Below are 26157 nucleotides of genomic sequence, written 5' to 3'. Positions count from 1 at the left end.
TCGCGGGGGGTCCGTGACAATGGGGCCATGGCGGGACGGACGGAGCGGGCGCGGCACTGGCGGTACGCCGAGCTGCCCGGGGTCGACCTGCTGCGCGCCCGGTACGTCCGCAAGACGTTCGTACGGCACACGCACGAGAACTTCGTGATCGCGGCCATCGCCGACGGGGTGGAGGTCTTCCACCACGGCGGCGGCGACCAGTACGCGGGGCCCGGGTCGCTCGCGCTGATCAACCCGGACACCCCGCACACCGGGCGGGCGGGGGTGCCGGAAGGCTGGCGGTACGGGGCCGTCTACCCGGCGCCGGAGGTCGTCGCGGCCATCGCCGCCGAGACCACGACGCTGCGCGGGACGCCGGGCTTCGTCCGGCCGGTGCTGGACGATCCGTACACCGTCGAACTGGTGCACAGGGTGCTGCGCGCCGCCGACGAGGGCAACGCGCTGGCCGCCGACACCCTGCTGCGGGTGGCCGTGACCCGGCTGCTGCGGCTCGACGGGGGCCCGCTGCCGCGCCGGGAGGTGCGGACGGCGGGGGCGCGGATCGCGGCACGTGCGCGTGCCGTGCTGGAGGAGCGGATGGCCGAGCCGCCCAGCCTGGAGAGACTCGCCCACGACCTCGGGACCAGCCCCTTCGCCCTGCTGCGCGCCTTCCGCGACACCTACGGCCTGCCGCCGCACACCTGGCTGACGGACGCCCGGGTGCGCCGCGCACGGCGGTTGCTGGACGCCGGGACGGCGCCCGCCGAGGCCGCGCTCCAGGTGGGCTTCACCGACCAGCCGCACCTGAACCGGCACTTCACCCGGATCGTGGGCGTGCCGCCCGGGGCGTACCAGCGCGAGCGCAAGAACGTACAAGATGCGCGGCCGGGGCCTCGCCTAGCGTCCGGGGCGTGGCAGAACAGACAGCAGAGCCGGTAGCCGCCGGCCGACCGGACACCGCCGTGGTGCGGGACGCCCTGGGCGTCGGGATCGCCGTGGGACTCTCCGGGTTCGCCTTCGGGGTGACCTCGGCGGGCGGCGGACTCACCCTCGCGCAGACCTGCGCGCTCAGCCTCCTGGTGTTCACCGGGGCGTCCCAGTTCGCGCTCGTGGGGGCGCTCGCGGCCGGCGGGAACCCGTTCACGGCCGCGGCCGGCGCCTTCTTCCTGGGCGTGCGCAACGCCTTCTACGGGCTGCGGCTGTCGCAGTTGCTGGCCCTCCCTCGCGCGCTGCGGCCGTTCGCCGCGCAGTGGGTCATCGACGAGACGACCGCCGTGGCGCTCGCCCAGCCCACCCGGCGCGGGGTCCGCATCGGGTTCACCGTCACGGGACTGAGCCTGTACGTCCTGTGGAACCTCACCACGCTGCTGGGCGCGCTCGGCGCCGAGGCCATCGGCGACACCGACGCCTGGGGCCTGGACGCGGCCGGGCCGGCGGTCTTCCTGGCGCTGCTCGCGCCGATGCTGACCGGGACCGTCGAGCGGCTGGTCGCCGGGCTCGCCGTGGTGCTCGGGGTCGGTCTGCTTCCCGTACTGCCGGCCGGGCTGCCCGTGCTGGTGGCGGCGCTGGCGGCGCCGGTCGTCCTGTGGGCCCGGGGTCACCGCGCGGGGAAGGGGGAGCGGTGAACACCTGGATGGCCATCGCGCTGACCGCGGTCGGCTGCTACGCGGTCAAGCTGGCCGGCCTGATGGTGCCCGCGGGTGCCCTGGAACGGCCCCTGGTGCGGCGGCTGGCCGCCCTGTTGCCGGTGGCCCTGCTCGCCGCCCTCACGGCCCAGCAGACCTTCGCCGACGGACGGACGCTGCTGCTGGACGCGCGGGCCGCCGGGCTCGCCGCGGCGGCCGTGGCCCTGGTGCTGCGCGCCCCCTTCCTGCTGGTCGTCGCGGCGGCCGTGGCGGTGACCGCCGGGACCCGCGCCCTGGGCGGATGACGCTCAGCCGACGGGGCGGCCGTACGCCCGCAGGACCCGCAGGGCGTCCAGCGTCGCCCTGGGGCGTGCCTCCAGGACGGCGGCCGGCGTCCACTCCGGCCGGCGGGCGGGCCAGCCGCCGTCCGCCCGCTGCTCCGCCGCGAGGAAGTCCAGTGAGCGGGTCATCTCCTCGTCGGTGAACCACGCGCGCGCGAGGGAGGCCGGGAACGGCGCGTAGTCGTGGGGGAAGCGGCCCGCACCCGGCGCGGCCGGGTGGGCGTCGCGGTCGGCCGGGTCCAGGACCGCCAGGCGCTGCTCGCGGACCAGCCGGCCGAGGCGGTCGGCGACCGCCCGAGCGCGCGGGCGGTCGGGTACCGCGTCCAGGAAGGTCACCGCGGCCTCGATCTCGTACGGGCGGGAGGTCCGCAGCGACTCGACCGCCTGCCAGCAGAAGTCGGTGGCCCGGAAGAGCCAGGCGTGCCACACCCCGTTGCGGTGCAGCAGCCCGACCACCGGGCCGGTGGCGTACAGCTCGCCGCGCGGGTCGCCCACGCGCGGCAAGGGGGCGGACGGGAGGCCGTCCCGGCCGGGCGGGACCGCCGGGAGCGCCCCCTGGGGGGTGGAGACGCCGGTCAGGTAGCGGCACACGCGTTCCACGCGCTGCCCGCCGCAGCGGCCCACGGCGTCCAGTACGCGCAGCGCGTGCGCGATGTGCGGCGGCGAGCTGGCCGGGCCGCGCAGATCGGGCTCCAGTGCGTGGCCGTACCCGCCGTCCTCGTTGCGGTAGGCGTCGAGCGCCGTCTCCACCGGGTCGGCGTCACCGCCCCGGAAGTGGTACGCGAACAGGCGCTGCTCCAGCACGCGGGCGGTGAGCCAGACAAAGCGCTCCGCGCGTGCGAGCGGGGTGTCCGCCGGGGGCGTCGGGGGGAGGGTGGAAGCTCCGGTTTCGGCCATGCGTCAGACCGTAGGGCGCGGAGCCGCCCCGGGTGCGGGCCCGGCCGGGGCCCTTACCCGGGGGCGGGATACTGGAGGCATGCGGTTGACGGTCTTCTGGCAGCGGATGGCGGAGCACTTCGGTCCGGGGTACGCCGACACCTTCGCACGCGATCATGTGATGACGGAGCTGGGCGGACGGACGGTGAACCAGGCCCTGAACGCCGGGTGGGACGCCAAGGACGTGTGGCGCGTGGTGTGCTCGGTCATGAACGTGCCACAGGAGAAGCGCTGATCCGTCACGAAGATCGCCGGACGGTCCCCGGCTGTCGGTGGTGTGGGCGAGACTAGTCCCGTGGCATCCACTGACGAGACCGGGCAGCCGGCCCAGCAGGCATCTCCCTCCGGCCCCGTGCCGCCCGCCCGGCCGCCCGCCGGGAGCGCCGGGCCGGCCGCCCGTATGCCGCGGTGGCTGCCCCGCGCGATGGTGCTCGCCCTGACGCTCTACGCGCTGTTCCAGCTCAGCAGTTGGGCCTTCCACCAGCTCACCGGCCTGCTGATCAACATCCTGATCGCGTTCTTCCTGGCCCTGGCGATCGAGCCCGCGGTGAGCTGGATGGCCGCGCGGGGGATGCGCCGGGGGCTGGCCACCTTCCTCGTCTTCCTCGCCGTGCTGGTCGTCACCGCCGGGTTCGTCACCCTGCTCGGCTCCATGCTCGCGGGCCAGATCGTCAAGATGGTCGAGGACTTCCCCGACTACCTCGACTCGGTGATCAACTGGGTCAACGGCCACTTCCACACCGAGCTGAAACGGGTCGACATCCAGGAGGGCCTGCTCCGCTCCGACTGGCTGCGCAACTACGTGCAGAACAGCGCGACCGGCGTCCTGGACGTGTCCACCCAGGTCCTCGGCGGCCTCTTCCGGCTGCTGACGATCACCCTGTTCGCGTTCTACTTCGCCGCCGACGGCCCCCGGCTGCGCCGCGCGCTCTGCTCCGTGCTGCCGCCCGCGCGGCAGGCCGAGGTGCTGCGCGCGTGGGAGATCGCCGTCGACAAGACCGGCGGCTACCTGTACTCGCGCGGCCTGATGGCGCTGATCTCCGGGGTGGCGCACTACGTCCTGCTGGAGGTCCTGGAGGTCCCCTACGCGCCCGCGCTCGCCGTGTGGGTGGGCCTGGTGTCGCAGTTCATCCCGACCATCGGCACCTACCTCGCGGGCGCGCTGCCGATGCTGATCGCCTTCACGGTCAACCCCTGGTACGCGCTGTGGGTGCTGGTCTTCGTGGTGGTCTACCAGCAGTTCGAGAACTACGTGCTGCAGCCCAAGCTGACATCGAGGACCGTCGACATCCACCCGGCGGTCGCCTTCGGCTCGGTCATCGCCGGCACCGCACTGCTCGGCGCGGTCGGCGCCCTGATCGCCATCCCGGCGGTCGCCACGCTCCAGGCGTTCCTGGGCGCGTACGTCAAGCGGTACGCCGTCACGGACGACCCCCGCGTCCAGGGGCACCGGCGCGGGCAGCGGGGCTCCGGGCCCGGCCTCCTCGCCCGCGCGAGGCAACTGCGGGACCGGCGGCAGGGAGAACGGCCGCCCGGGGAGCAGGAGAGGTCCCGGGACTCCGGGGAAGGTTCTTCCTGAGGCCGGAGGGCCTCGGCGTGCCGCGTGGTGCGCTTGACACAAAAATCGAACATCTATTCTTATGGAGACTCCGGCCAGAGCTTGCAACGGGCGATTCGACTGGGTTTGGACGGAGATGCGCCCGAGTTATCCACAGGCCGGACCTGCGTCGAGGCGCATTGTCAGTGGCAGGCGTTAGCGTCTTTGACGTGAAGCGATCGACTCAAGCAAATCGGGTGGAACCCATGGCAGGAACCGACCGCGAGAAGGCCCTGGACGCCGCTCTCGCACAGATTGAACGGCAATTCGGCAAGGGCGCGGTCATGCGCATGGGTGACCGGACGAACGAGCCCATCGAGGTCATCCCCACCGGATCGACCGCGCTCGACGTGGCCCTCGGCGTCGGCGGCCTCCCGCGCGGCCGCGTCGTGGAGATCTACGGCCCCGAGTCCTCCGGCAAGACGACCCTGACCCTGCACGCGGTGGCGAACGCGCAGAAGGCCGGCGGCCAGGTCGCCTTCGTGGACGCGGAGCACGCCCTCGACCCCGAGTACGCCAAGAAGCTCGGCGTCGACATCGACAACCTGATCCTCTCCCAGCCGGACAACGGTGAGCAGGCCCTGGAGATCGTGGACATGCTGGTCCGCTCCGGCGCCCTCGACCTCATCGTCATCGACTCCGTCGCCGCGCTCGTCCCGCGGGCGGAGATCGAGGGCGAGATGGGCGACAGCCACGTCGGCCTCCAGGCCCGGCTGATGAGCCAGGCCCTGCGGAAGATCACCAGCGCGCTCAACCAGTCCAAGACCACCGCGATCTTCATCAACCAGCTCCGCGAGAAGATCGGCGTGATGTTCGGCTCCCCGGAGACCACGACCGGTGGCCGGGCGCTGAAGTTCTACGCCTCCGTGCGCATCGACATCCGGCGCATCGAGACCCTGAAGGACGGCACCGAGGCGGTCGGCAACCGCACCCGCTGCAAGGTCGTCAAGAACAAGGTCGCGCCGCCCTTCAAGCAGGCCGAGTTCGACATCCTCTACGGCCACGGCATCAGCCGCGAGGGCGGCCTGATCGACATGGGCGTGGAGCACGGCTTCGTCCGCAAGGCCGGCGCCTGGTACACGTACGAGGGCGACCAGCTCGGCCAGGGCAAGGAGAACGCCCGCAACTTCCTGAAGGACAACCCCGACCTCGCCAACGAGATCGAGCGGAAGATCAAGGAGAAGCTGGGCGTCGGGGTGCGTCCCGAGGAGCCGGCCGCCGAGCCGGCCGCGGACGCGGCCGTTCCGGCCGCCGCTGCCGCCGGTGCCGCTCCGGCGGTGCCCGTCCCCGCGGTCAAGGCCACCAAGTCCAAGGCCGCGGCGGCCAAGAGCTGACCCGTGACACGACGAACCGACTGGGCCGAGTACGCCGCCCCGGACCCCGCCGCGCGCCGGCGCCGACGGGGCGGACCGGACGACGAGGGCTCCGCCGGGGCGGGTGGCGACGGATACGGCGGTGACCTCACCGGGACGGACGGCGGCACCGGCCCGGGGTACGACCCTTCGGTGCCGTACGGGACGGAGGCGCCGTACGGCACCGGTACGGGATACGGGGCGTACGCGGACGAAACGGGGGAAACGGACGGGGGAGGCGAGTACGGTTCCGGGGCGCGTCGGGGTGACGCCCGGCCCCGGGGCGCGGACGGCACGCGCGGCCGGCGCCGGCGCGGCCGGCCTGAGCGCGGAGGGCCGTCCGGCACGGACGGAGGCGCCGCTTCCTCGTCGAGGGCCGAGCGGGCGGAGCCTCCGCGGGACCCGGTGGAGCAGGCCAGGGCGATCTGCCTGCGCCTGCTCACCGGGACCCCGCGCACCCGGAAGCAGCTCGCCGACGCCCTGCGCAAGCGGGAGATCCCGGACGACGCGGCCGAGGAGGTGCTGTCCCGGTTCGAGGAGGTCGGACTGATCAACGACAGTGCCTTCGCCGACGCCTGGGTGGAGTCCCGCCACCACGGACGCGGCCTGGCCCGGCGCGCGCTCGCCCGGGAACTGCGTACCAAGGGCGTCGACTCCACCCTCATCGACGCGGCGGTCTCCCAGCTCGACTCCGAGCAGGAGGAGGCGACCGCGCGGGAACTCGTCGACCGGAAACTGCGCTCGACCCGGGGGCTGGACCGCGACAAGCGGCTGCGCCGGCTCGCGGGGATGCTCGCCCGCAAGGGCTACGCCGAGGGCATGGCCCTGCGGGTGGTCCGGCAGGCACTGGAGGAGGAGGGCGAGGACACGGAGTTCTTGGACGACGAGGCGTTCTGACCCCGCCACACCCGCCGTCCGCCGCGCCCGCCGCCCGCCGCGCCCGCCGCCCGCCGCGCCCGTCGCCTGCCGCTCTGGCCGACCCCGACAGCGCCTCCCGGCCGCCCTGTCCGCCGACCCCGACCGTGCCCGCCGGCAGCCGTGCCCGCCGACCCCGACCGTGCCCGCCGGCAGCCGTGCCTGCGGGCCCCGACGTGCCCGTCAGGCGGCCGTCACAGGAAGCCCCGCCGCCCGCCACGCCTGGAAGCCGCCGATCAGGTCGGTGGCCCGGCGCAGCCCCAGGCGGTGCAGGGACTCCGCCGCCAGGCTGGAGGCGTACCCCTCGTTGCAGACGACCACGGCCCGCACGTCATGGCCGGTGGCCTCGGGGACGCGATGGCTGCCCCGGGGGTCCAGCCGCCACTCCAGTTCGTTGCGCTCGATCACCAGGGCGCCGGGGATCAGCCCGTCTCTCTCGCGCAGGGCGGCGTACCGGATGTCCACCAGCAGCGCGTCCCCGGTCCGGGCGGCCTCGTACGCCTCGCGCGGGGCGATGCGTATGTAGCCCTGGCGGACGCGTTCCAGCAGCGTGTCGATGTCCAGAGGTTCCCGCCGCTCGCTCACTGCCAGTCCTCAGGGCGCTCGACCTGCTCCAGGCGGAGGATCTGCCCGGTGCGGCTGTAGCGGCGGATCTGCGGCAGCGGCGGGTAGTAGGCGTGGACCGAGACGGCGTGCCGGTCGGGGGACTCGTTGAGCACCTCGTGCACATGGTGCCGGCCGAACGCGCGGCCCTGACCGGCGGCCAGCGTGCGGTGCCGGTCCACCCCGTCGGACAGTTCGAGGGTCCGCCAGCCGTCCGTGGGGAGCCTCGCGGCGAGGGCGTTCTCCTTGAGCTGGCCGGCGGCGGTGATGAAGGCGCCCACCGAGTCGGCGTGGTCGTGCCAGCCGGTGCCCGTGCCGGGCGGCCAGCCGATCAGCCACGCCTCACTGCCACCGGGACCGTCCAGCCGTACCCAGGTACGGCCCTCCGGATCGAGGGGGAGCGAGGCGATCAGCTCGGCGTCGGCCGCGATCCGCTGGACGAAGGCGAGCAACTCGGCCTGGGTGGGCGCGGAGGCGGGGGCGGGGGAGGTGGAAGAGGCGGAAACGGACACGGCTACCGTCCTGGAAGAGAGTTCGCGGAAGCGCGCGGCAGCGGGAAGCGGCGCGCGCAGGGGTCTTGAGGCGAATTCAGCAGGACGTGCGACACACGCAGCCCGCGTAGCGGACGAGGTCCATATGGACCCTCCGCCACAGGCGCACGTCGGTGTCGGTCACGGTCCGGAGTACACCATGACGGTGCGGACCGGTCAACTCACCGTCACGATGCGGACAGTCCGGCGACGGTGCGTCACCCCGGCCGTCCCCTCACCCCGGCCGTCCCCTCAGCCCGGCCGTCCCCTCAGCCCGGCCGTCCCCTCAGCCCGCCCGCGAACCCGACCCCGCGTCCGAGCCCGACCCCGCCCCTGACGCCGCCCGCCCCCCCGAGCCCGACCCCGCCCCCGACGCCGCTCGCGCCCCAGCCCCCGCCTTCGCCTGTTCGGCCCCGCCCAGTGCCGCCTGGGCCGCCGTGTACAGGTCGGCCGGGCGCACCCCGCCCAGCGCCGTGACCAGGTGACCGTCGGGCCGTACCAGCAGCACGGTGTGCGCGGCGGCGCCCGGGTAGCTCTCGGCGACCAGCAGCTCAGCGCGGTACGGCAGCGCGGTCACCGCCGCGGCCAGCCGGGGCATCACCCCCGCGGACACCCAGTGCCTGCGCTCCCACACACCCGTGCCCGGCGCGATCAGCACCACCAGCAGCGCCCCGCGCCCGAGCCGGTCGCGCAGTCGTACGAAGCTGCCGTCCTCCGCCGTGACCCGCACGTCCTCGACCAACGCCCCCGGAGGCGTATCGACGGGCACCTCCCCGTCGAGGGGCGGAGGTGCCAGCGGCGAATCGGCGTACGCCCCCGGCGCACCCACCGGTCCGCGCCCCAGGTGACCGTCCGTGAGCAACGCCTCCTGGCCACGGGCCGCGCCGGGGACGTAACCGCGCAGTCCGCCGCCACCGCGCAGCGGCGGCAGCGCCTGGTCGGCGGCGCGCAGCTTGGCGGCGACAGCCGCGCGCCGCTCCGCCTGGAAGCTGTCGAGGAGGGTGTCGTGCGGCCCCTGGTGCCAGGCCAGGGCCAGTTTCCAGGCGAGGTTGTCGGCGTCCCGCAGCCCCTCGACGAGGCCCTGCGTGCCCAGTGCGCCGAGCAGGTGCGCCGCGTCCCCGGCGAGCAGGACGCGGCCGTTGCGCCAGCGCCGGGCGAGCCGGTGGTGGACGGTGTGGACGCCGGTGTCGAGCAGCTCGTACGAGGGGACGGTGCCGCCGTTCCAGTGGCCGAGGGTCTCGCGGACGCGGGTCACCAGCAGTTCGGGCGTGACCAGGTCCTTGCCCGGCGGCAGCAGCCAGTCCAGGCGCCAGACGCCGTCCGGGAGCGGGCGGGCCGTGACCTCGCCCCCCGAGGGGCCCGAGGTGCGCCACGGCGGGGACCGGTGCAGCAACGCTTCTGCACCCCAGGGCAGTTCCGTGCGCAGCGCGGCGACGGCGTGCCGTTCCACCGCCGTACGGCCGGGGAAGCGGATGTCCTGGAGCTTGCGCACGGTCGAACGGGGGCCGTCGCAGCCGACCAGGTAACTGCCGCGCCACCAGGTGCCGTCGGGGCCGCGGGTGTGGGCCGTGACGCCGGAGGGCTCCTGCTCGACGGTGTCCAGGCGCGCGTTCACGACGATCTTGACCAGCGGCTCGCCGGCCAGGGCGGTGCGCAGCGCGCCGGTCAGCACGTGCTGGGCGAGGTGCAGCGGGGCGGGCTCGGTGTCGTCGAAGGCGATCTCGCGCGTCACCTGCTTGCGCCGCATCGACCGCCATCCGGCCCAGCGCAGACCGGCCCCGGCGAGCGAGGTGCCGGTGAGCCGTTCGAGGAGGACCACGGTGTCCTCGGGCAGGACGACGGTGCGCGCGGGGCGCGGTTCGTCCTTGCCCGGTCCCTCGTCGAGGACGACGCAGGGCACTTCCTGACGCGCCAGGGCCAGCGCGAGCGTGAGCCCGACGGGCCCCGCCCCCACGATGATCACCGGGTCCACGGCGCGGCGCCCCCTGCTCGGTGCGGCGTCCCGGGGGACACAGGTGAACAGGATGTTTGAGCAGGGTGCACGATCACAGAACGTATGCAACCCATTGCCGCTGCTTGCGTCAAGTGACGGAGGCAGTGGCGATCATGCCACTGCCTCCGAATGGTCACACGAGTTGACCGAGTGTCAGATGCCGGCTCCGGTGCCCGCCGTACCCGCGGTCTGCGCGTCGTCCGCCTTGAGCACCGCCCCGGTCGACTTCTTGCCCCGCCGCAGCCGCCGCTCCAGCCAACCGGCGAAGGTCGTCAGCGCGAAGTTCAGCGCGATGTAGATCACGGCGACCACGGTGAAGCTGGCGATGACGTTGGCGCCGTAGTAGCCGCTCATCGTGTTGGCCGAGGCGAGCAGTTCGGGGAAGGTGAGGACGGCGCCGCCGAGGGCGGTGTCCTTCAGGACGACGACGAGCTGGCTGACGATGGCCGGCAGCATCGCGGTGACCGCCTGCGGGAGCAGGACGAGCCGCATGAGCTGGTTCTTGCGCAGGCCGATCGCCATGGCCGCCTCGGACTGGCCCTTGGGCAGGGCCAGGATGCCCGAGCGGACGATCTCGGCGAGGACGGAGGCGTTGTAGAGCACCAGGCCGGTGACGACCGCGAACAGCGGGCGGTCGTCGGAGCTGACGTTGGTGTACTCGGCGAACAGCGCCAGCCCGAAGATCATCAGCACCAGTACGGGGATGGCGCGGAAGAACTCCACCACGATCGAGACCGGCACCCGGACCCAGGCGTGGTCGGAGAGCCGGGCGATGCCCAGGACGGCGCCGAGCGGCAGCGCGATGACCATCGCCAGCGCGGCGGCCTTGAGGGTGTTCTCCAGACCGGGCCAGATGTACGTCGACCAGGGCTCGGTGCTGGTGAAGAACATCTCCCACTGGACCCACTCCAGTTGGCCCTTGTCCTTCAGGGTGCTGAGCACCCACCACACCACGGCGGCCACGGCGGCCAGGAAGACGACCGTGAGGACGACGTTGCGCCGCTTGGCGCGGGGTCCCTGGGCGTCGTAGAGAACGGAGCTCATCGCTTCACCGCCACCTTCTTGCCCACCCAGCCCAGGATCAGGCCGGTCGGCAGCGTCAGAATCACGAAGCCCAACGCGATGACCGCGGAGATCAGCAGCAACTGCGCCTCGTTCTCGATCATCTCCTTCATCAGCAGCGCCGCCTCGGCGACCCCGATCGCGGCGGCCACCGTGGTGTTCTTGATGAGGGCGATCAGGACGTTGGCCAGCGGTACGACGGAGGAGCGGAACGCCTGCGGCAGCACCACCAGGCTCAGCACCTGGCCGAAGCTCAGCCCGATCGCGCGGGCGGCCTCCGCCTGGCCGACCGGCACGGTGTTGATGCCGGAGCGCAGCGCCTCGCACACGAAGGCCGAGGTGTAGAGGACCAGACCGAGGACGGCGAGCCGGAAGTTGGTCGTCTCGATCTCGTTCGAGCCGAGGGTGACGCCCAGCGTGTTGTTCAGCCCGAGCGACGTGAACAGGATGATGACGGTGAGCGGGATGTTCCGCACGATGTTCACGTACGCGGTCCCGATACCGCGCATCAGGGGCACCGGGCCGACCCGCATGGCGGCCAGCAGCGTGCCCCAGATCAGGGACCCGACGGCGGAGAGCACAGCGAGCTGCACCGTCGTCCAGAAGGCCCCGAGCAGGTCGTAGTCTTCAAGAAAGTCGAACACGATCTCCCGCGCTTCCGCGTGTAGGGAGGCCCGCCCCGGCGCGCCGCCCCGCACCCGGGGCGGCGCACCCTGTCAGGCGTTGCCTCAGCTCTTGATCTCGCCGATCTTCGGCGCGGGGTCGTTCTTGTAGCCGGCCGGGCCGAGGTTGGCGTCCACGGCCTTCTGCCACGAACCGTCGGAGACCATGGCCTCCAGCGCGTCGTTGATCTTGTCCTTGAGGTCGCTGCCCTTCTTCAGGCCGATGCCGTAGTTCTCGTTGGTCATCTTGAAGCCGCCGAGCTTGAACTTGCCCTTGAACTGGGACTGGGCGGCGTAACCGGCGAGGATCGAGTCATCGGTGGTCAGCGCGTCGATGGCCTTGTTCTGCACACCGGTCAGACACGCGGAGTACGTCGGGTACTGCTGGAGCTGGGCCTTGGGCGCCAGCTTCTCCTTGACGTTCTGCGCCGAGGTCGAGCCGGTCACCGAACACAGCTTCTTGTCGTTGAGGTCCTCCGGCGACTTGATCGAGGTGTCGTCGGCGCGGATCAGCACGTCCTGGTGGGCGAGCAGGTACGGGCCGGCGAAGTCGACCTTCTCCTGGCGCTCCGGGGTGATCGAGTACGTGGCGGCGATGAAGTCGACGTCACCGCGCTGCAGCATGGTCTCGCGGTCGGCGCTCTTCGACTCCTTCCACTCGATCTGGTTCTCGTCGTAGCCGAGCTTCTTGGCGACGTACGTGGCGACGTCCACGTCGAAACCGGCGTAACCCTGCGGGGTCTTCTGGCCCAGGCCCGGCTGGTCGAACTTGATGCCGATGGTGATCTTCTTGTCGCCGCCGGAGGAGGAACCGCCGTCGTCGCCGTCGTCGGAGCCGCACGCGGTGGCGGCCAGGGCGAGGGAGAGGACGGCGGCCGATGCGGCGGTGACCTTGCGGAGCTTCATGGTGAACATCCTTTGACTGTGATCGGACGATCAGACGGGCCGTCAAGGGCGGGTGACGCGGATCGCCGGAAGCGGGCCCCGCCGGCGGGGCCCGCGGGCGGGGCGTCGGGGGCGGGCGTCAGTGGTGCAGGATCTTCGACAGGAAGTCCTTGGCACGGTCGCTGCGCGGGTTGCTGAAGAACTGGTCGGGCACGGCCTCTTCGACGATCCGGCCGTCCGCCATGAACACCACGCGGTTCGCGGCCGACCGGGCGAAGCCCATCTCGTGGGTGACGACGATCATCGTCATGCCGTCCCGGGCCAACTGCTGCATGACCTCCAGGACCTCGTTGATCATCTCCGGGTCGAGAGCCGAGGTGGGCTCGTCGAAGAGCATGACCTTCGGGTCCATGGCCAGCGCGCGGGCGATGGCGACGCGCTGCTGCTGGCCGCCGGACAACTGCGCGGGGTACTTGTCCGCCTGCGCCGCCACGCCGACCCGGTCCAGCAGAGCGCGGGCCTTCTCCTCGGCCTTGTTCTTCTCGACCTTGCGGACCTTGATCTGGCCCAGGGTGACGTTCTCGAGCACGGTCTTGTGCGCGAACAGGTTGAAGGACTGGAACACCATGCCGACGTCGGCCCGCAGCCTGGCCAGTGCCTTGCCCTCCTCGGGCAGCGGCTTTCCGTCGATGGCGATCGTGCCGGAGTCGATGGTCTCCAGGCGGTTGATGGTGCGGCACAGGGTGGACTTACCGGACCCCGAGGGTCCGATCACCACGACGACCTCACCGCGGGCGATCGTCAGATCGATGTCCTGGAGCACGTGCAACGCGCCGAAGTGCTTGTTGACGCTCTTCAAGACGACCAGATCGCCGGTCGCGGCCACGTCTTCCTTGGCCACCGATACTTCGGTCATCGCTCTCGGGCTCCGTCCTCCTCGGTTTCGGAGGACAGTAGTTACCCTTCGCGACCTGCGTCATTACATCTGAGGGGAATCTGAGCATCACGATCCGGTAGCAATCGGACACGTGTCGTAGCACTTGTGAGCAGGGCGCATATCGGCCGGATAACTTCGGGCGTCCGGCAACCGGAACCCCCTTGACGCCGTCCCTGTCCATCAGCGTCACTGCACAGGGCACGCGCGTGGACACGTTCTCCGCCCGTTTTCTACCCGTCCCGAGCGTACGCCCGATGAACCGAAGGGGGCCCGGATGAGACTGCTGCTCGTCGAGGACGACAACCATGTGGCCGCCGCCCTGTCCGCGGTGCTGGCCCGCCACGGCTTCGACGTCACCCACGCGCGCAGCGGCGAGGAGGCCCTCCAGGCGCTCGTCCCGGAGAGCGACGGCTTCGGCGTCGTCCTCCTCGACCTGGGCCTGCCCGACCAGGACGGCTACGAGGTCTGCGGCAAGATCCGCAAGCGCACCAGCACCCCCGTCATCATGGTCACCGCCCGCGCGGACGTCCGCTCCCGCATCCACGGCCTCAACCTCGGCGCCGACGACTACGTGGTCAAGCCGTACGACACCGGGGAACTGCTCGCCCGAATCCACGCCGTCAGCCGGCGCGCCGTCCACGAGGACGCGCCGGGCGCCGGCGAGAGCGAGATGCGCCTGGGTCCGGTGCGCATCGAGCTGCCGACCCGCCAGGTGACCGTGGACGGTTCGGTCGTCCAACTGACCCGCAAGGAGTTCGACCTGCTGGCGCTGCTCGCCCAGCGCCCCGGGGTGGTCTTCCGCCGGGAGCAGATCATCAGCGAGGTCTGGCGCACCAGTTGGGAGGGGACCGGACGCACCCTGGAGGTGCACGTCGCCTCCCTGCGGGCCAAGCTCCGGATGCCGGCGCTGATCGAGACCGTACGGGGCGTCGGCTACCGGCTCGTCGCCCCCGCCGCGTAGCGGGCCCGGGTGCGCGCCCGCCTGCTGCCGCTGCTGATCGTCCTCATGGCGGCCGTCCTGCTCGCGCTCGGCGTCCCACTGGCCGTCAGCGTCGCGCGGGCCGACCAGCAGCGGGTCGTCGTCGACCGCATCGACGACACGGCACGCTTCGCGGCGCTCGCCCAGTTCGTCGGCGACGCGCCCTCCGGGTCCCGCACCACGCCCAGCGAGCGCCTGGCGACCCTGCAGAGCGAGCTGATCAGCTACTACGAGGTCTACGGCATCCGGGCGGCCGTCTTCTACACAGACGACATCCCCATGGCCAACGCCCCGACGACCTGGTTCCTCCCGCGGACGGGCGAGGTGCGCGACGCCTTCGACGAGGCGCTGCTCAGCCGGCGCAGCCACGATCCCGAGCAGGTGTGGCCCTGGGAGCGGGGCCGGCTCGTGGTCGCCTCGCCGGTGATCCGGGACGGGGACGTGATCGCCGTCGTCGTCACCGACTCGCCGACCGGCGCGATGCGGTCGCGTATCCTGCACGGCTGGCTGGTCATCGGCGCGGGCGAGATCGCCGCGATGCTGCTGGCCGTCGGCGCCGCCCTGCGGCTGACCGGCTGGGTGCTCAGGCCCGTACGGGTGCTGGACGCCACCACCCACGACATCGCCACCGGCCGTCTGAAGTCCCGGGTCGCCTCCTCCGGGGGGCCGCCGGAACTGCGGCGGCTGGCCCGCTCGTTCAACGAGATGGCCGACCACGTCGAGGACGTGCTGGAGCAGCAGCGCGCCTTCGTCGCCGACGCCTCCCACCAACTGCGCAATCCGCTGGCCGCGCTGCTGCTCCGCATCGAACTGCTCGCCCTGGAACTGCCCGAGGGCAACGAGGAGATCGCCTCCGTCCGCACCGAGGGCAAGCGCCTGGCCCGCGTCCTGGACGACCTGCTGGACCTGGCGCTCGCCGAGCACGCCGAGGCCGACCTCGCGGTCACCGACATCGGCGCGCTGGCCGCCGAGCGGGTGGCCGCCTGGGCGCCGACCGCCGAGGCCAAGGGCGTACGCCTGGTGGGGGAGTGCCCGCCGGTCACCGCGTGGGCCGACCCGGTGGCGCTGTCGAGCGCGCTGGACGCGGTCATCGACAACGCGCTGAAGTTCACGCCCGGGGGCGAGACCGTGCGGGTCGCGGTCGTTTCCAACGGCACCGCCTCCACCGTCGTCGTCACCGACCGCGGGCCCGGTCTCACCGACGAGGAACTCGCGCGTGTGGGCGATCGTTTCTGGCGCAGCGGGCGCCACCAGAACGTCAAGGGCTCCGGCCTCGGCCTGTCCATCTGCCGGGCCCTGCTCGCGGCGGGCGGCGGCACCATCGCTTTCGACCACCACGAACCGCACGGCCTGAAGGTGACGGTGACCGTGCCGAGGCAGCGGCCCTAAGGTTTGACGGACGCGTAGTAGCGCCGGGCGCCCTCGTGCAGTGGGACGGGGTCGGTGTAGATCGCCGTGCGCAGGTCGACCAACTGGGCGGAGTGCACGTGCTTGCCGATGCCGTCCCGGCTCTCGAGCACCGTGCGGGTCAGCCACTCGGTGAGCCGGGGGTCCACGTCGTCCCGCGTGACCAGCAGGTTGGCCACCGCCATGGTCGGCACCGCGTCGGTGTTCTGGACCGTCGGGTACGCCGACTGCGGGATGCTGGTGGCGCGGTAGTAGCGGGTCGCGCCGCCCTGCTCGTGCAGCTTGGCCACCAGGTCCTCCCCGATCGGCACGAACCGGAAGGACGGCGTGTCGGCGATCTGCCGCAGCCCGTCCGTCGGCAGCCCGCCCGACCAGAAGAAGGCGTCGATGTCGTGCCCGAGCCGCTTCGGCCCGGTGTCGATGCCGTACGACCGGGGCGTGATGTCCTTGCCGGGGTCGAGGCCCGCCGCGCGCAGCAGCCGGTTGGCGATCAGCCGGACCCCCGAGTCGGGCAGGCCGACGCTGACCCGCTTGCCCCGCAGATCGGCGACCGAGTGGATCTGCGAGTCGACGGGAACGACCAGTTGCACGTAGTCGTCGTAGAGGCGGGCGACCCCGCGCAGCCGCTCGGAGCCGGGCCGCTCCTGGTAGGTGTACGTCTCCACCGCGTCGGCGGCGGTGATCGTGAAGTCGGCCTTGCCGCTCGCCACCCGCTCGACGTTCTCCTGGGAACCGGCGCTGGTGCGCAGCGCCACCTTCACCCGCGGCATGTCCTGGCGCAGCGCCGTGCGGAGCATCTCGCCGTACCTCTGGTAGACGCCCGCGCGGGTGCCCGTGCTGAACGTCACCGAGCCGCTCGGCGGCTTCTCGCCCAGCGGCAGCAGCCACCACAGCAGCAGGCCCAGCGCGACGGCACCGGCGGCCGCGGCCGTCAGCGCCCGGCGCCCGCCGGTACGGGACAACAGCGTGGACATGGGCGCGATCCTGCCAGCCCGGACGCCCGCCTGACCAGGGCCGGGGCCGGGGCCGGTGCCCCGGGGGTCGGCGGACACAGGAGCGCGCCGATCGTCTTCGGCAGGACGGTCGCCATCACCTCAGTTCACCGTCGTGACGTAAGGGGGTGAGTACAGTGTGATCGTGACGTCCCCGGTCATCGCGCTCACGCCACCGGAACCCGAGCACGAGCCGGTGATGTGCGGATTCATGACGCCCCGCGGGTACTCGGCGTATCCGGCGAAACGCGTACTGCTCGCGTCCGCGGCATCCTTGTTAGCGAACTGGTGCGACCCCGCGGAAGTGATGACGGCGCTCTTTCCCAGATTGATGACGGTCTCCCCTCCGATGTCGTCGTGCCAGTAGTAAGTCACCTTGCCCTTGAACTTCGCGTTACGGGTGTTGCACTGGCCTTGGCTGAGGACGAGGTCCGTATAGCGGACCTCGGCGACGGACGTTCCCTCGCCCGACGCCGGAGAGAGCGTCTCGGTCCCTCCGATCTGCTCACCGGTGACGGCGTTCCGGCGCACCACGGTGCAGGTGGAGAACTGGTTGCTCCCCGTCACGGTCGAATCCCGGGGAGAGGTCGTCAGGGGTGGATCGAAATTCATCTGCGCGGGCCCGGCGCAGGTGATGATGTCTCTGGCGAGGACCGGTTCCGCCAAGGCACCGGCCCACGCCGTGCCCGCCGTCAGCGGGACCAGCAGCGCGGTTCCCGCCACCACACGCGATCGAACGGAATACATCGAAATGCCTCCCTCTCGGATTCCGGCGCGCCTGGTCGGGCGCGGAAATCAAACGTAGGGAGGGCCGGGCCCTCGATCTCGCAGGCGGGACCGGAAGTTGTATGACATTCCCTCTTCCGGCAGCACACCCCCTGTCCGGGTCCGGAAACCCCGCAACGGCACCGCGGACACCGCTCACCGAAAACGTGACCGCGAATTCCGGATCACCGCTGCGGCGTGATATACGCTGACGCGCGCTGCGGAAATCCCAAGAAATCCAATTCAGGAGATGTTGCTCCGTGCGAATCGTCATCGTAGGCGGTGGAATCTCGGGACTGGTGACCGCGCTGAGCCTGCGGGCGGTCGGGCTGGAAGCCGTGGTCCTGGAGCGGGCCGGAACGCTGGAGCCGGTGGGCCTGGGGATCAACCTGCTGCCTTCCGCGGTGCGCGAGCTGAGCGAACTCGGCCTGGGCGACGCGCTGGAGGAAGCGTCGGTGACGCCGCACCGGCTCGCGTACTGCGACCGGGCGGGCAGCCCCCTCTGGCACGAGAACCTGGGGCGCCCGGCCGGTTTCCGGTGGCCGCAGTGCTCCGTGCACCGCGGGGTGTTGCAGGCGCTTCTGCTGCGGCAGGTGGAGCGGCGTATTCCCGGAGCGGTACGCACCGGCGTCTCCCTGCTCGGCTTCGAGACCGACGGGACGGGGGTCGACGTTCATGCGTACGACCGGGCCGCCGACCGGAACGTGACGTACCGGGCGGATGTCCTCATCGGCGCGGACGGCATCGATTCACAGGTCCGGGCGAGGCTCTACCCCGCCGAGGGGCCGGCCCTGTGGAACGGCGTGCACATGTGGCGCGGCCTGAGCACCGGCGTGGATCTCCTCGACGGGCGCACCGTCGTCGTGGCCGGCGGCACACCCGGCGCCAAGTTCATCGCCTACCCGGTCCTCGCGCCCGTCCGGCCGGGCGACGCGAGCCGTCTCGGGCCCGCGCTCAACTGGGTCCTGGAGACGCGCCCGCCGGCGCCGGCCCACGAGGACCTGCTGGTACGACGCATGACCGTCGGAGATCTGAGGGACCGACTGAAAGGCTGGAACGTCGGCTTCCTCGACATGGACGCCCTGCTCGCGGGCGCGGCGGGCATCACCCGCTTCCCCATGCTCGATCGCGATCCGCTGCCGCGCTGGAGCTTCGGACCGGTCACGCTGCTCGGCGACGCCGCGCATCCGATGTACCCCATGGGGATGAACGGCGGCACCCAGTCCGTCATCGACGCCCGGGTCGTCGCCCACTGCCTCGCCCGCGCCACCGATCCGCGCCGGGCGCTCCATGACTACGAGACCATCCGGCGACCGCGTCTCAACCGCCTCGTCCGCGCCAACCGCCTGCTCGGCCCCGAACGCATCATCAAGCTCGTCGAGCAGCGCGGCGGCGGCAGCGCACCGGAGAGGCTCGACCGTATCGCCGACCACTACAAGTCCCTGACGCGAGCCCTGCCCGCGGACGTCAACAACGCCCCGTCCTGGTCCCGCCCCGGACCGGAGCCCCTCGCCGCCGACCAGAGCTGACCCACCGGGGTCGCGGGTCTCCGCCCGGGTGCCGTGGTCGTCCGGCGCGGCGCGTCCCACCGCGTCCGAGGCCGCCGGCGCCCGCCTCAGGCATCCGCCGACGCCCCCGCCTCGGCCGTGCGCGGCGCGTTCTCGGGGACGTCCGGGCGGCGGTCGGGGTCGCTCCGGCGCCGGGCGAGCCGCGACGCCACGGACTCGGTGTACCGGGCGGTCAGGGGACCGACGATGACCAGGATCAGCACGTACGCCGTGGCCAGCGGGCCCAGGGACGGTTCGATCCCGGCCGTGACCGCCAGCCCCGCGATCACGATGGAGAACTCGCCGCGGGCCACCAGCGCACCGCCCGCGCGCCAGCGCCCCTTGACGGAGATCCCGGCCCGCCGCGCCGCCCAGTACCCCGTGGCGATCTTCGTCAGCGCGGTGACCACGGCCAGCGCGAGGGCGGGCAGCAGGACCGGCGGAATGCTCGCCGGGTCGGTGTGCAGCCCGAAGAAGACGAAGAACACCGCGGCGAACAGGTCCCGCAGCGGACTGAGCAGCGTGTGCGCGCCCTCCGCGACCTCCCCGGACAGCGCGATGCCCACCAGGAAGGCGCCCACCGCGGCCGACACCTGGAGCTGCTGGGCCACGCCCGCGACCAGGATGGTCAGCCCCAGCACCACCAGCAGCAGCTTCTCCGGGTCGTCGCTGGAGACGAACCGGGAGATCAGCCGCCCGTAGCGCACCGCGACGAACAGGACCAGACCGGCCGCCCCGAGCGCGACCGCCAGGGTGATGCTGCCGGTCATCAGCCCGGCCCCGGCCACCAGCGCCGTGACGATCGGCAGGTACACCGCCATCGCCAGGTCCTCCAGGACCAGCACGCTCAGGATCACCGGGGTCTCCCGGTTGCCGACCCGCCCCAGGTCGCCCAGCACCTTCGCGATCACACCGGAGGACGAGATCCAGGTGACGCCCGCCAGCACGACGGCGGCCACCGGACCCCAGCCCATCAGCAGCGCCGCCAGCGCGCCCGGCACGGCGTTGAACGCGCAGTCGACCAGCCCCGCCGGATAGTGCGACTTCAGGTTGGTCACCAGGTCGCCGGCCGTGTACTCCAGGCCCAGCATCAGCAGCAGCAGGATGACGCCGATCTCGGCGCCGGTCGCCACGAACTCCTCGCTCGCCCCCAGCGGCAGCAGCCCGCCCTCCCCGAACGCCAGCCCGGCCAGCAGATACAGCGGGATCGGGGAGAGCCCGAAGCGGCCGGCGAACCGCCCGAGCAGGCCGAGGCCGAGGATGATGGAACCGAACTCGATCAGCAGTACCGCGGAGGAGTGCACCGGGTCACTCCCGCCCGAGTATCGCCGCGGCGGCGTCGACGCCCTCACGGGTACCGATCACGATCAAGGTGTCCCCGCCCACCAGCCGGAAGTCCGGCGCGGGCGACGGGATCGCCTCGGCGTGCCGCAGCACGGCCACGATCGACGCGCCCGTCTCGGTGCGCATCCGGGTGTCGCCCAGTACCCGCCCGTTCCAGCGCGAGGTCGCCGACACCTCGATCCGCTCGGCCACCAGCCCCAGGCCGGAGGTGGTGTGCAGCAGGCTCGCGCTGTGGTGGGACGGCTGCAGCGCGTCGATCAGCGCACCCGCCTCCGGGCCGGTCAGCTTCAGGGAGTGCGCGCAGGAGTCGGGGTCGTCGGACCGGTACACATTGACCGTGCGGGCGCCGTCGCGGTGCGCCACCACCGACAGATGCCGGTGGTCCCGGGTCACCAGGTCGTACTGCACCCCGATACCCGGCAGCGGCGTCGCCCTCAGGCGTGGAGCGGACACGTGTCTTCCCTCTTCCCCTCGTTCGTCTCGCGTCGTACCGCCCCCGGCCCCGTCCGGGTCCGGTGGCGCCCCGCCATGCTGTCATCCGCACGTACGGTGGCGATATGGGTGTCGTGACGGATATACGCAGGCGGAGGCGGGCGGCGAGGCTTGCCCCGGCGGTGTCGTGCGCGAAGGCCGGGAGGGGCGGGAAGGGGACCGTGTCGCTGTTCTGGCGGATCTTCTCGCTCAACGCCGCCGGCCTGGTCGTGGCCACCGCGCTGCTGCTCGGACCGGTCACCGTCTCCACCCCCGTACTGCCGCACGAGGCGCTGATCCTGCTGGCGGGGCTGGTCGTGCTGCTGGCCGGCAACGCGGTCGTCCTGCGGCTCGGCCTCGTCCCGCTCAAGCGGCTCGGCCGGGCCATGGCCACCGCCGACCTGCTGCGCCCCGGGGCCCGCCCGACGGTCGCCGGACCCGCCGAGGCCGCCGAGCTGATCGCCACGTACAACACCATGCTCGACCGGCTCCAGGCCGAACGCGCCGCCGGTGCCGCCCGCGCCCTGCACGCCCAGGAACGCGAACGGCACCGCATCGCCCGGGAACTGCACGACGAGGTCGGCCAGACCCTCACCGCCGTACTCCTCCAGCTCAAACGGGTCGCCGACCGGGTCCCCGCCGACCTGCGCGAGGAGGTGGCCCTGTCCCAGGAGGCCACCCGGGACGGCCTGGACGAGATCCGCCGCATCGCCCGCCGGCTGCGCCCCGGCGTCCTGGAGGAACTCGGCCTGGCCAGCGCCCTGCGCTCGCTCGCCACCGAGTTCACCCACCACGGCCTGACCGTCCGCCACCACATCCCCGGCGACCTGCCCCCGCTCACCCCGGAGATCGAACTCGTGCTCTACCGCGTCGCCCAGGAGGGCCTGACCAACACCGTCCGGCACTCCGGCGCCGACCGCGCCGACCTCAGCCTGCGCCGCCGCGCCGACGGCGTCGAACTCGTCGTCGCCGACAACGGCACCGGCATCGGCGACGCCCCCGAGGGCACCGGCATCAGCGGCATGCGCGAACGCGCCCTGCTGATAGGCGCCGCGCTCACCGTGGTACCCGGCCCGGACGCGGGCACCGAGATCCGCCTGCGCGTCCCCGTCGCGACCGGAGCCCCCTGATGCCCGCACCGCCGCCCCCGATCCGCGTCCTGCTCGCCGACGACCACACCCTGGTACGCCGGGGCGTACGCCTGATCCTGGACGGCGAACCGGACCTGACCGTCGTCGCCGAGGCCGGGGACGGCGCCGAGGCGGTCGCCGCGGCCCGCGCCACCGAGGTCGACCTCGCCGTCCTCGACGTCGCGATGCCCCGCATGACCGGCCTCCAGGCCGCCCGCGAACTCTCCCGCCGCCTGCCCGGCCTGCGCATCCTCATCCTCACGATGTACGACAACGAGCAGTACTTCTTCGAGGCCCTCAAGGCGGGCGCCTCCGGCTTCGTCCTCAAGTCCGTCGCCGACCGCGACCTCGTGGAGGCGTGCCGGGCGGCCGTCCGCGACGAACCGTTCATCTACCCGGGCGCCGAGCGCGCCCTCGTCCGCGCCTACCTGGACCGCCTGCACCGCGGCGACGGCCTGCCCGAGCGGCCGATCACCGAACGCGAGGAGGAGATCCTCAAGCTCGTCGCCGAGGGCCACACCTCCAAGGAGATCGGCGAACTCCTCTTCATCAGCGCCAAGACCGTCGAACGCCACCGCGCCAACCTGCTCCAGAAACTCGGCGTCCGCGACCGGCTCGAACTGACCCGGTACGCGATCCGCGCGGGCCTCATAGAGCCCTGACCTGCGCGGACGGCGGTTGTCCACAGGCGGCCCGGGACATCGCCGCGGACCGCCTACCCTTATTGCCATGAGCAGCATCGACCGGAGCCAGTCAGTGGGCGGCACACGCACGTACGAGGTACGCACCTACGGGTGCCAGATGAACGTCCACGACTCCGAGCGATTGTCCGGTCTGCTGGAGGACGCCGGGTACGTCCGCGCCCCCGAGGGCTCCGACGGCGACGCGGACGTGGTGGTGTTCAACACCTGCGCGGTACGGGAGAACGCCGACAACAAGCTGTACGGCAACCTCGGCCACCTCGCCCCCAGGAAGGCCCGGCGGCCCGGCATGCAGATCGCCGTCGGCGGCTGTCTGGCCCAGAAGGACCGCGACACCATCGTCGAACGCGCCCCCTGGGTGGACGTCGTCTTCGGCACGCACAACATCGGCAAGCTGCCGGTCCTGCTGGAGCGCGCCCGCGTCCAGGAGGAGGCCCAGGTCGAGATCGCCGAGTCGCTGGAGGCGTTCCCGTCCACGCTGCCCACCCGCCGCGAGAGCGCCTACGCCGCCTGGGTCTCCATCTCGGTGGGCTGCAACAACACGTGCACCTTCTGCATCGTCCCCGCGCTGCGCGGCAAGGAGAAGGACCGCCGCCCCGGCGACATCCTCGCCGAGGTCGAGGCGCTGGTCGCCGAGGGCGTCTCGGAGATCACCCTGCTCGGCCAGAACGTGAACGCGTACGGCTCGGACATCGGTGACCGCGAGGCGTTCGGCAAGCTGCTGCGGGCCTGCGGCACCATCGACGGCCTGGAGCGGGTCCGCTTCACCTCCCCGCACCCGCGCGACTTCACCGACGACGTCATCGCCGCCATGGCCGAGACGCCCAACGTGATGCCGCAGCTCCACATGCCGCTCCAGTCCGGCTCCGACCCGGTCCTGAAGGCGATGCGCCGCTCCTACCGCCAGGAGCGCTACCTCGGGATCATCGAAAAGGTCCGCGCCGCCATCCCGCACGCGGCGATCACCACCGACATCATCGTGGGCTTCCCCGGCGAGACCGAGGAGGACTTCGAGCAGACCCTGCACGTCGTCCGCGAGGCCAGATTCGCCCAGGCGTTCACCTTCCAGTACTCCAAGCGGCCCGGCACCCCGGCCGCCGAGATGGACGGCCAGATCCCCAAGGAGGTCGTCCAGGCCCGTTACGAGCGGCTGGTCGCCCTCCAGGAGGAGATCTCCTGGGAGGAGAACAAGAAGCAGGTCGGCCGCACCCTGGAGCTGATGGTCGCCGAGGGCGAGGGCCGCAAGGACGGCACCACCCACCGCCTGTCCGGCCGCGCCCCCGACAACCGCCTCGTCCACTTCACCAAGCCCGGCCAGGAGATCCGCCCCGGCGACGTCGTCACCGTCGAGATCAGCTACGCGGCCCCGCACCACCTCCTCGCCGAGGGCCCGGTGCTCGACGTGCGCCGCACCCGCGCGGGCGACGCCTGGGAGAAGCGCAACGCGGTCCAGCCGTCGGCGCCGGCCGGCGTCATGCTGGGCCTGCCGAAGATCGGCGCACCCGAGCCCCTGCCGGCCGTGGCGAGCGGCTGCGGCTGCGACTGACCCACCGCGCCCGGTGACGCGTCGGGCGCGGGGCCGTCCGGTCCCGCGTGCCAGGCCGTCCGGTCCCGCGCGCCGGGCCGTCCGGTCCCGCGCGTCGGCCGCCTGCCGGAGCCCCGGCCGGCCGTGGCGAGCGGCTGCGGCTCCACCCCGTGACTGCGCGAGGTGGCGGGCCTGCGCCGTGACCGCACGCGAGGTGGCGGGCCTGGGCCGTGACCGGACGCGAGGTGGCGGGCCTGCGCCGTGACCGCACGCGAGGTGGCGGCCCTGCGCCGTGGCCGGACGCGAGGCGGTGGCCCGGCGGGGCTACGCTGCCGATCATGCTTGTCGCCGCCGCAGTCTGCCCCTGTCCGCCCCTGCTGGTCCCCGAGGTCGCGGCGGGTGCCGCACCCGAGCTGGACGCCGCCCGCGCCGCGTGCGCGGACGCCCTGGGCGTGCTCGCCGCCGCCCGGCCCGACCGCCTGCTGCTCGTCGGCCCCGCCGAGGGCGGCACCGGCCCGGAGACGTACCCCCGGGGCACCCGGGGCTCGTTCCGGGGCTTCGGCGTGGACGTACACGTACGGCTCGGCGCGGACCAGGGCGAGCAGGGCGAACAGGCGGGGCCGGAGCTGCCGTACGGGCTCGCCGTGGGCGCCTGGCTGCTGGACCGCGCCGGGTGGTCCGACGCCCCCGTCGAGGCGCTCGGCGTGGGCGAGGCGCTCCCCGCCGGGCACTGCGCCGACCTCGGGCGGGACCTCGCCGGGCGGCCGGGACGGACGGCGCTGCTCGTGCTGGGCGACGCCAGCGCGTGCCGCACGGTCAAGGCACCCGGGTACCTGGACGAACGGGCCGAGCCCTTCGACGCCGAGGTCGCCCGTGCCCTCGGCGCGGCCGACCTCGCCGCCCTCGGCGCGCTGGACGCCCGTCTGGCCCGCGAGCTGAAGGCGTCCGGCCGCGCCCCCTGGCAGGTCCTCGCGGGCGCCGCCCAGGACGCCTCCCTCGCCGGGACGCTGCTGTACGAGGACGCGCCGTACGGGGTGGGCTACGTGGTGGCGGCCTGGTCGTAGAGCCGCCTCGGCCGTCGGCGGCCCGCGCCGAGGCGGCCGGCCGGTCCTGGGGACCTAGCCACGGCGGCACACGGACACACGACGGCGGACGGCCGGGGAGCGGGTGCTCCACGGCCGTCCGCCGTCGTGTGCCCGGTCGTGTCCGGCCTCTCGGGCGCGGGGGCGCGCCGTTCAGGAGGCCGGGGGCCTCGGCCCGTTCGGCGTACCGCCGCCGGCGTCGGGACCGGCGCCCGGACCCGGGCCGGTGCCCTCCTGGTGCGCGAGGCGCTCCATGGCGTCCTTGGCCTTGCCCGTACCGGACTGGATCTGGCCGCTGTACTTGCCCTTGGTCTTCTCGTCGACGGCCTTCGCCGCCCGGTCGAGCCCGTGCTGGATCTTGTCCCCGTGCTGCTGCGCGAGGTCGGAGACCTTGCCCTTCGCCGGGCCCAGCTTGGCCTTCAAGTTGTCCAGGAGACCCATGGTTCGCCTTCCCTCGCGTCGCTCGCGGGTGGTCAGGTGCGGGCGCCCTCGCCGGCCTCGTTGTCGGCGGCCTTGCCGGTGGACTGCTGCTGGGGGATCTCGACGCCGTCGGACCCGGTGGCCTCCTTCGCCTCCGGGTCCGGCGGCGCCTGCTCCCCGCCGGTGTCGGCCGCACCCGGTGCCGCTGCCGCCTCGGCCGCGGGTTCGGGCTCGGGGGACGTCGCCTCGGTCGGTGCCGCGGCGGACGTCCCCTCCTCTGTGGCCTTCGACCTCCTAAGAAGCCGTGCAAAAACGCCCATATCAACTCCATACGGTACTCGTGCGGGCGAATTCCCGCGCTACCCGGTGCGTCCGAT

The 26157-nt window shown here is 72.6% G+C and carries 29 protein-coding genes; 14 read left to right on the top strand and 15 right to left on the bottom strand.

Features of this window, described 5'->3' with window-relative positions; translation table 11 throughout:
• The first annotated feature begins 27 nt into the window (after positions 1-27).
• Genes ACFY32_RS24145 through ACFY32_RS24135 form a run of 3 tightly spaced genes read left to right on the top strand, consistent with a single transcriptional unit; the run spans position 28 to position 1909 of the window.
• A complete protein-coding gene (locus ACFY32_RS24145; RefSeq protein ID WP_359203000.1) occupies positions 28-918 on the top strand; it encodes an AraC family transcriptional regulator in 891 nt (296 codons plus the stop codon).
• A complete protein-coding gene (locus ACFY32_RS24140) occupies positions 891-1604 on the top strand; it encodes an AzlC family ABC transporter permease (protein ID WP_359203003.1) in 714 nt (237 codons plus the stop codon). The genes ACFY32_RS24145 and ACFY32_RS24140 overlap by 28 nt, the downstream gene beginning before the upstream one ends.
• Positions 1601-1909 carry an AzlD domain-containing protein gene (locus ACFY32_RS24135; RefSeq protein WP_359203006.1) on the top strand — a complete coding sequence of 103 codons (309 nt, stop codon included), beginning with the start codon at positions 1601-1603 and terminating at the stop codon, positions 1907-1909. The genes ACFY32_RS24140 and ACFY32_RS24135 overlap by 4 nt, the downstream gene beginning before the upstream one ends.
• 3 nt (positions 1910-1912) lie before the next feature.
• Here the strand turns inward: ACFY32_RS24135 and ACFY32_RS24130 are convergent, their stop codons facing one another.
• Positions 1913-2842: a hypothetical protein gene (locus ACFY32_RS24130; RefSeq protein WP_359203009.1), complete on the bottom strand. Its 930-nt coding sequence runs from the start codon at positions 2840-2842 to the stop codon at positions 1913-1915.
• 79 nt (positions 2843-2921) lie between these two features.
• Here ACFY32_RS24130 and ACFY32_RS24125 point away from each other — a divergent pair, with 79 nt between their 5' ends.
• The 4 genes from ACFY32_RS24125 to recX all read left to right on the top strand — a co-directional run bounded on the left by ACFY32_RS24125 (position 2922) and on the right by recX (position 6727).
• The gene (locus ACFY32_RS24125; protein ID WP_359203012.1) at positions 2922-3116 is read left to right on the top strand and encodes a DUF3046 domain-containing protein; all 195 of its coding nucleotides are present in this window, start codon (positions 2922-2924) and stop codon (positions 3114-3116) included.
• Positions 3117-3176: 60 nt separating this feature from the next.
• Positions 3177-4460, top strand: coding sequence for an AI-2E family transporter (locus ACFY32_RS24120; RefSeq protein ID WP_359203015.1), 1284 nt, complete (start codon positions 3177-3179; stop codon positions 4458-4460).
• A 224-nt stretch (positions 4461-4684) separates the two neighbouring features.
• A complete protein-coding gene (recA, locus tag ACFY32_RS24115) occupies positions 4685-5812 on the top strand; it encodes a recombinase RecA (RefSeq protein ID WP_359203018.1) in 1128 nt (375 codons plus the stop codon).
• A gap of 3 nt (positions 5813-5815) precedes the next feature.
• On the top strand, positions 5816-6727 hold the full coding sequence (gene recX, locus ACFY32_RS24110) for a recombination regulator RecX (protein ID WP_390675213.1): 912 nt from the start codon (positions 5816-5818) through the stop codon (positions 6725-6727).
• Positions 6728-6928: 201 nt separating this feature from the next.
• Here the strand turns inward: recX and ACFY32_RS24105 are convergent, their stop codons facing one another.
• The 8 genes from ACFY32_RS24105 to ACFY32_RS24070 form a co-directional block, all read right to left on the bottom strand.
• Positions 6929-7330 carry a rhodanese-like domain-containing protein gene (locus ACFY32_RS24105; protein WP_390675212.1) on the bottom strand — a complete coding sequence of 134 codons (402 nt, stop codon included), beginning with the start codon at positions 7328-7330 and terminating at the stop codon, positions 6929-6931.
• On the bottom strand, positions 7327-7860 hold the full coding sequence (locus ACFY32_RS24100; protein ID WP_359203027.1) for a cysteine dioxygenase: 534 nt from the start codon (positions 7858-7860) through the stop codon (positions 7327-7329). Before ACFY32_RS24100 ends, ACFY32_RS24105 begins: the two co-directional genes overlap by 4 nt.
• A 76-nt stretch (positions 7861-7936) precedes the next feature.
• Complete coding sequence (locus ACFY32_RS24095) at positions 7937-8008, bottom strand: putative leader peptide (protein ID WP_332836340.1); 72 nt, start codon at positions 8006-8008, stop codon at positions 7937-7939.
• Between the two features lie 156 nt (positions 8009-8164).
• Positions 8165-9850, bottom strand: coding sequence for an FAD-dependent monooxygenase (locus tag ACFY32_RS24090; RefSeq protein ID WP_390675211.1), 1686 nt, complete (start codon positions 9848-9850; stop codon positions 8165-8167).
• 174 nt (positions 9851-10024) lie between these two features.
• On the bottom strand, positions 10025-10915 hold the full coding sequence (locus ACFY32_RS24085; RefSeq protein ID WP_390675210.1) for an amino acid ABC transporter permease: 891 nt from the start codon (positions 10913-10915) through the stop codon (positions 10025-10027).
• Positions 10912-11577 carry an amino acid ABC transporter permease gene (locus ACFY32_RS24080; RefSeq protein WP_359203039.1) on the bottom strand — a complete coding sequence of 222 codons (666 nt, stop codon included), beginning with the start codon at positions 11575-11577 and terminating at the stop codon, positions 10912-10914. The genes ACFY32_RS24085 and ACFY32_RS24080 overlap by 4 nt, the downstream gene beginning before the upstream one ends.
• Positions 11578-11661: 84 nt before the next feature.
• Positions 11662-12501 carry a glutamate ABC transporter substrate-binding protein gene (locus ACFY32_RS24075; RefSeq protein WP_359203042.1) on the bottom strand — a complete coding sequence of 280 codons (840 nt, stop codon included), beginning with the start codon at positions 12499-12501 and terminating at the stop codon, positions 11662-11664.
• Between the two features lie 118 nt (positions 12502-12619).
• A complete protein-coding gene (locus ACFY32_RS24070) occupies positions 12620-13396 on the bottom strand; it encodes an amino acid ABC transporter ATP-binding protein (protein WP_359203045.1) in 777 nt (258 codons plus the stop codon).
• A gap of 295 nt (positions 13397-13691) precedes the next feature.
• On the opposite strand from ACFY32_RS24070, the gene ACFY32_RS24065 reads away from it, so the two are divergent.
• Both ACFY32_RS24065 and ACFY32_RS24060 read left to right on the top strand, forming a co-directional pair.
• On the top strand, positions 13692-14378 hold the full coding sequence (locus tag ACFY32_RS24065; RefSeq protein ID WP_359203048.1) for a response regulator transcription factor: 687 nt from the start codon (positions 13692-13694) through the stop codon (positions 14376-14378).
• 9 nt (positions 14379-14387) lie between these two features.
• Positions 14388-15785 (top strand): HAMP domain-containing sensor histidine kinase, encoded by a 1398-nt coding sequence (locus tag ACFY32_RS24060; RefSeq protein ID WP_359203051.1) that lies wholly within the window; start codon positions 14388-14390, stop codon positions 15783-15785.
• Here the strand turns inward: ACFY32_RS24060 and ACFY32_RS24055 are convergent.
• Entirely contained in the window at positions 15782-16777 is a 996-nt protein-coding gene (locus tag ACFY32_RS24055; RefSeq protein ID WP_359203054.1) for a TAXI family TRAP transporter solute-binding subunit, read from the bottom strand. The genes ACFY32_RS24060 and ACFY32_RS24055 overlap by 4 nt on opposite strands.
• Before the next feature lie 120 nt (positions 16778-16897).
• A complete protein-coding gene (locus ACFY32_RS24050) occupies positions 16898-17518 on the bottom strand; it encodes a hypothetical protein (protein WP_390675209.1) in 621 nt (206 codons plus the stop codon).
• A 302-nt stretch (positions 17519-17820) separates the two neighbouring features.
• Between ACFY32_RS24050 and ACFY32_RS24045 the strand changes: the two genes are divergently transcribed.
• Positions 17821-19089, top strand: coding sequence for an FAD-dependent monooxygenase (locus ACFY32_RS24045; RefSeq protein WP_390675208.1), 1269 nt, complete (start codon positions 17821-17823; stop codon positions 19087-19089).
• Between the two features lie 86 nt (positions 19090-19175).
• On the opposite strand, the gene ACFY32_RS24040 is transcribed toward ACFY32_RS24045, so the two are convergent.
• Positions 19176-20411 carry a cation:proton antiporter gene (locus ACFY32_RS24040; protein WP_359203062.1) on the bottom strand — a complete coding sequence of 412 codons (1236 nt, stop codon included), beginning with the start codon at positions 20409-20411 and terminating at the stop codon, positions 19176-19178.
• 4 nt (positions 20412-20415) lie between these two features.
• Positions 20416-20904 carry a TrkA C-terminal domain-containing protein gene (locus ACFY32_RS24035; RefSeq protein WP_359203065.1) on the bottom strand — a complete coding sequence of 163 codons (489 nt, stop codon included), beginning with the start codon at positions 20902-20904 and terminating at the stop codon, positions 20416-20418.
• Positions 20905-21008: 104 nt separating this feature from the next.
• On the opposite strand from ACFY32_RS24035, the gene ACFY32_RS24030 reads away from it, so the two are divergent.
• The 4 genes from ACFY32_RS24030 to ACFY32_RS24015 all read left to right on the top strand — a co-directional run bounded on the left by ACFY32_RS24030 (position 21009) and on the right by ACFY32_RS24015 (position 25342).
• Positions 21009-22052 carry a sensor histidine kinase gene (locus tag ACFY32_RS24030; RefSeq protein WP_390675207.1) on the top strand — a complete coding sequence of 348 codons (1044 nt, stop codon included), beginning with the start codon at positions 21009-21011 and terminating at the stop codon, positions 22050-22052.
• Positions 22052-22714, top strand: coding sequence for a response regulator transcription factor (locus ACFY32_RS24025; protein WP_359203071.1), 663 nt, complete (start codon positions 22052-22054; stop codon positions 22712-22714). The genes ACFY32_RS24030 and ACFY32_RS24025 overlap by 1 nt, the downstream gene beginning before the upstream one ends.
• Positions 22715-22781: 67 nt before the next feature.
• The gene (gene miaB / locus ACFY32_RS24020) at positions 22782-24299 is read left to right on the top strand and encodes a tRNA (N6-isopentenyl adenosine(37)-C2)-methylthiotransferase MiaB (RefSeq protein WP_390675206.1); all 1518 of its coding nucleotides are present in this window, start codon (positions 22782-22784) and stop codon (positions 24297-24299) included.
• A 317-nt stretch (positions 24300-24616) separates the two neighbouring features.
• On the top strand, positions 24617-25342 hold the full coding sequence (locus ACFY32_RS24015; RefSeq protein ID WP_359203077.1) for a class III extradiol dioxygenase subunit B-like domain-containing protein: 726 nt from the start codon (positions 24617-24619) through the stop codon (positions 25340-25342).
• Positions 25343-25513: 171 nt separating this feature from the next.
• On the opposite strand, the gene ACFY32_RS24010 is transcribed toward ACFY32_RS24015, so the two are convergent.
• Positions 25514-25801 carry an antitoxin gene (locus tag ACFY32_RS24010; RefSeq protein ID WP_359203080.1) on the bottom strand — a complete coding sequence of 96 codons (288 nt, stop codon included), beginning with the start codon at positions 25799-25801 and terminating at the stop codon, positions 25514-25516.
• A 32-nt stretch (positions 25802-25833) separates the two neighbouring features.
• Positions 25834-26100, bottom strand: a complete 267-nt coding sequence (locus ACFY32_RS24005) for a hypothetical protein (RefSeq protein WP_359203083.1) — start codon at positions 26098-26100, stop codon at positions 25834-25836.
• Positions 26101-26157: the final 57 nt, after the last annotated feature.

Source organism: Streptomyces sp. NPDC000134 (assembly GCF_042899225.1).
Classification (GTDB): domain Bacteria; phylum Actinomycetota; class Actinomycetes; order Streptomycetales; family Streptomycetaceae; genus Streptomyces.
This window is presented reverse-complemented; position numbering and strand designations above follow the sequence as displayed.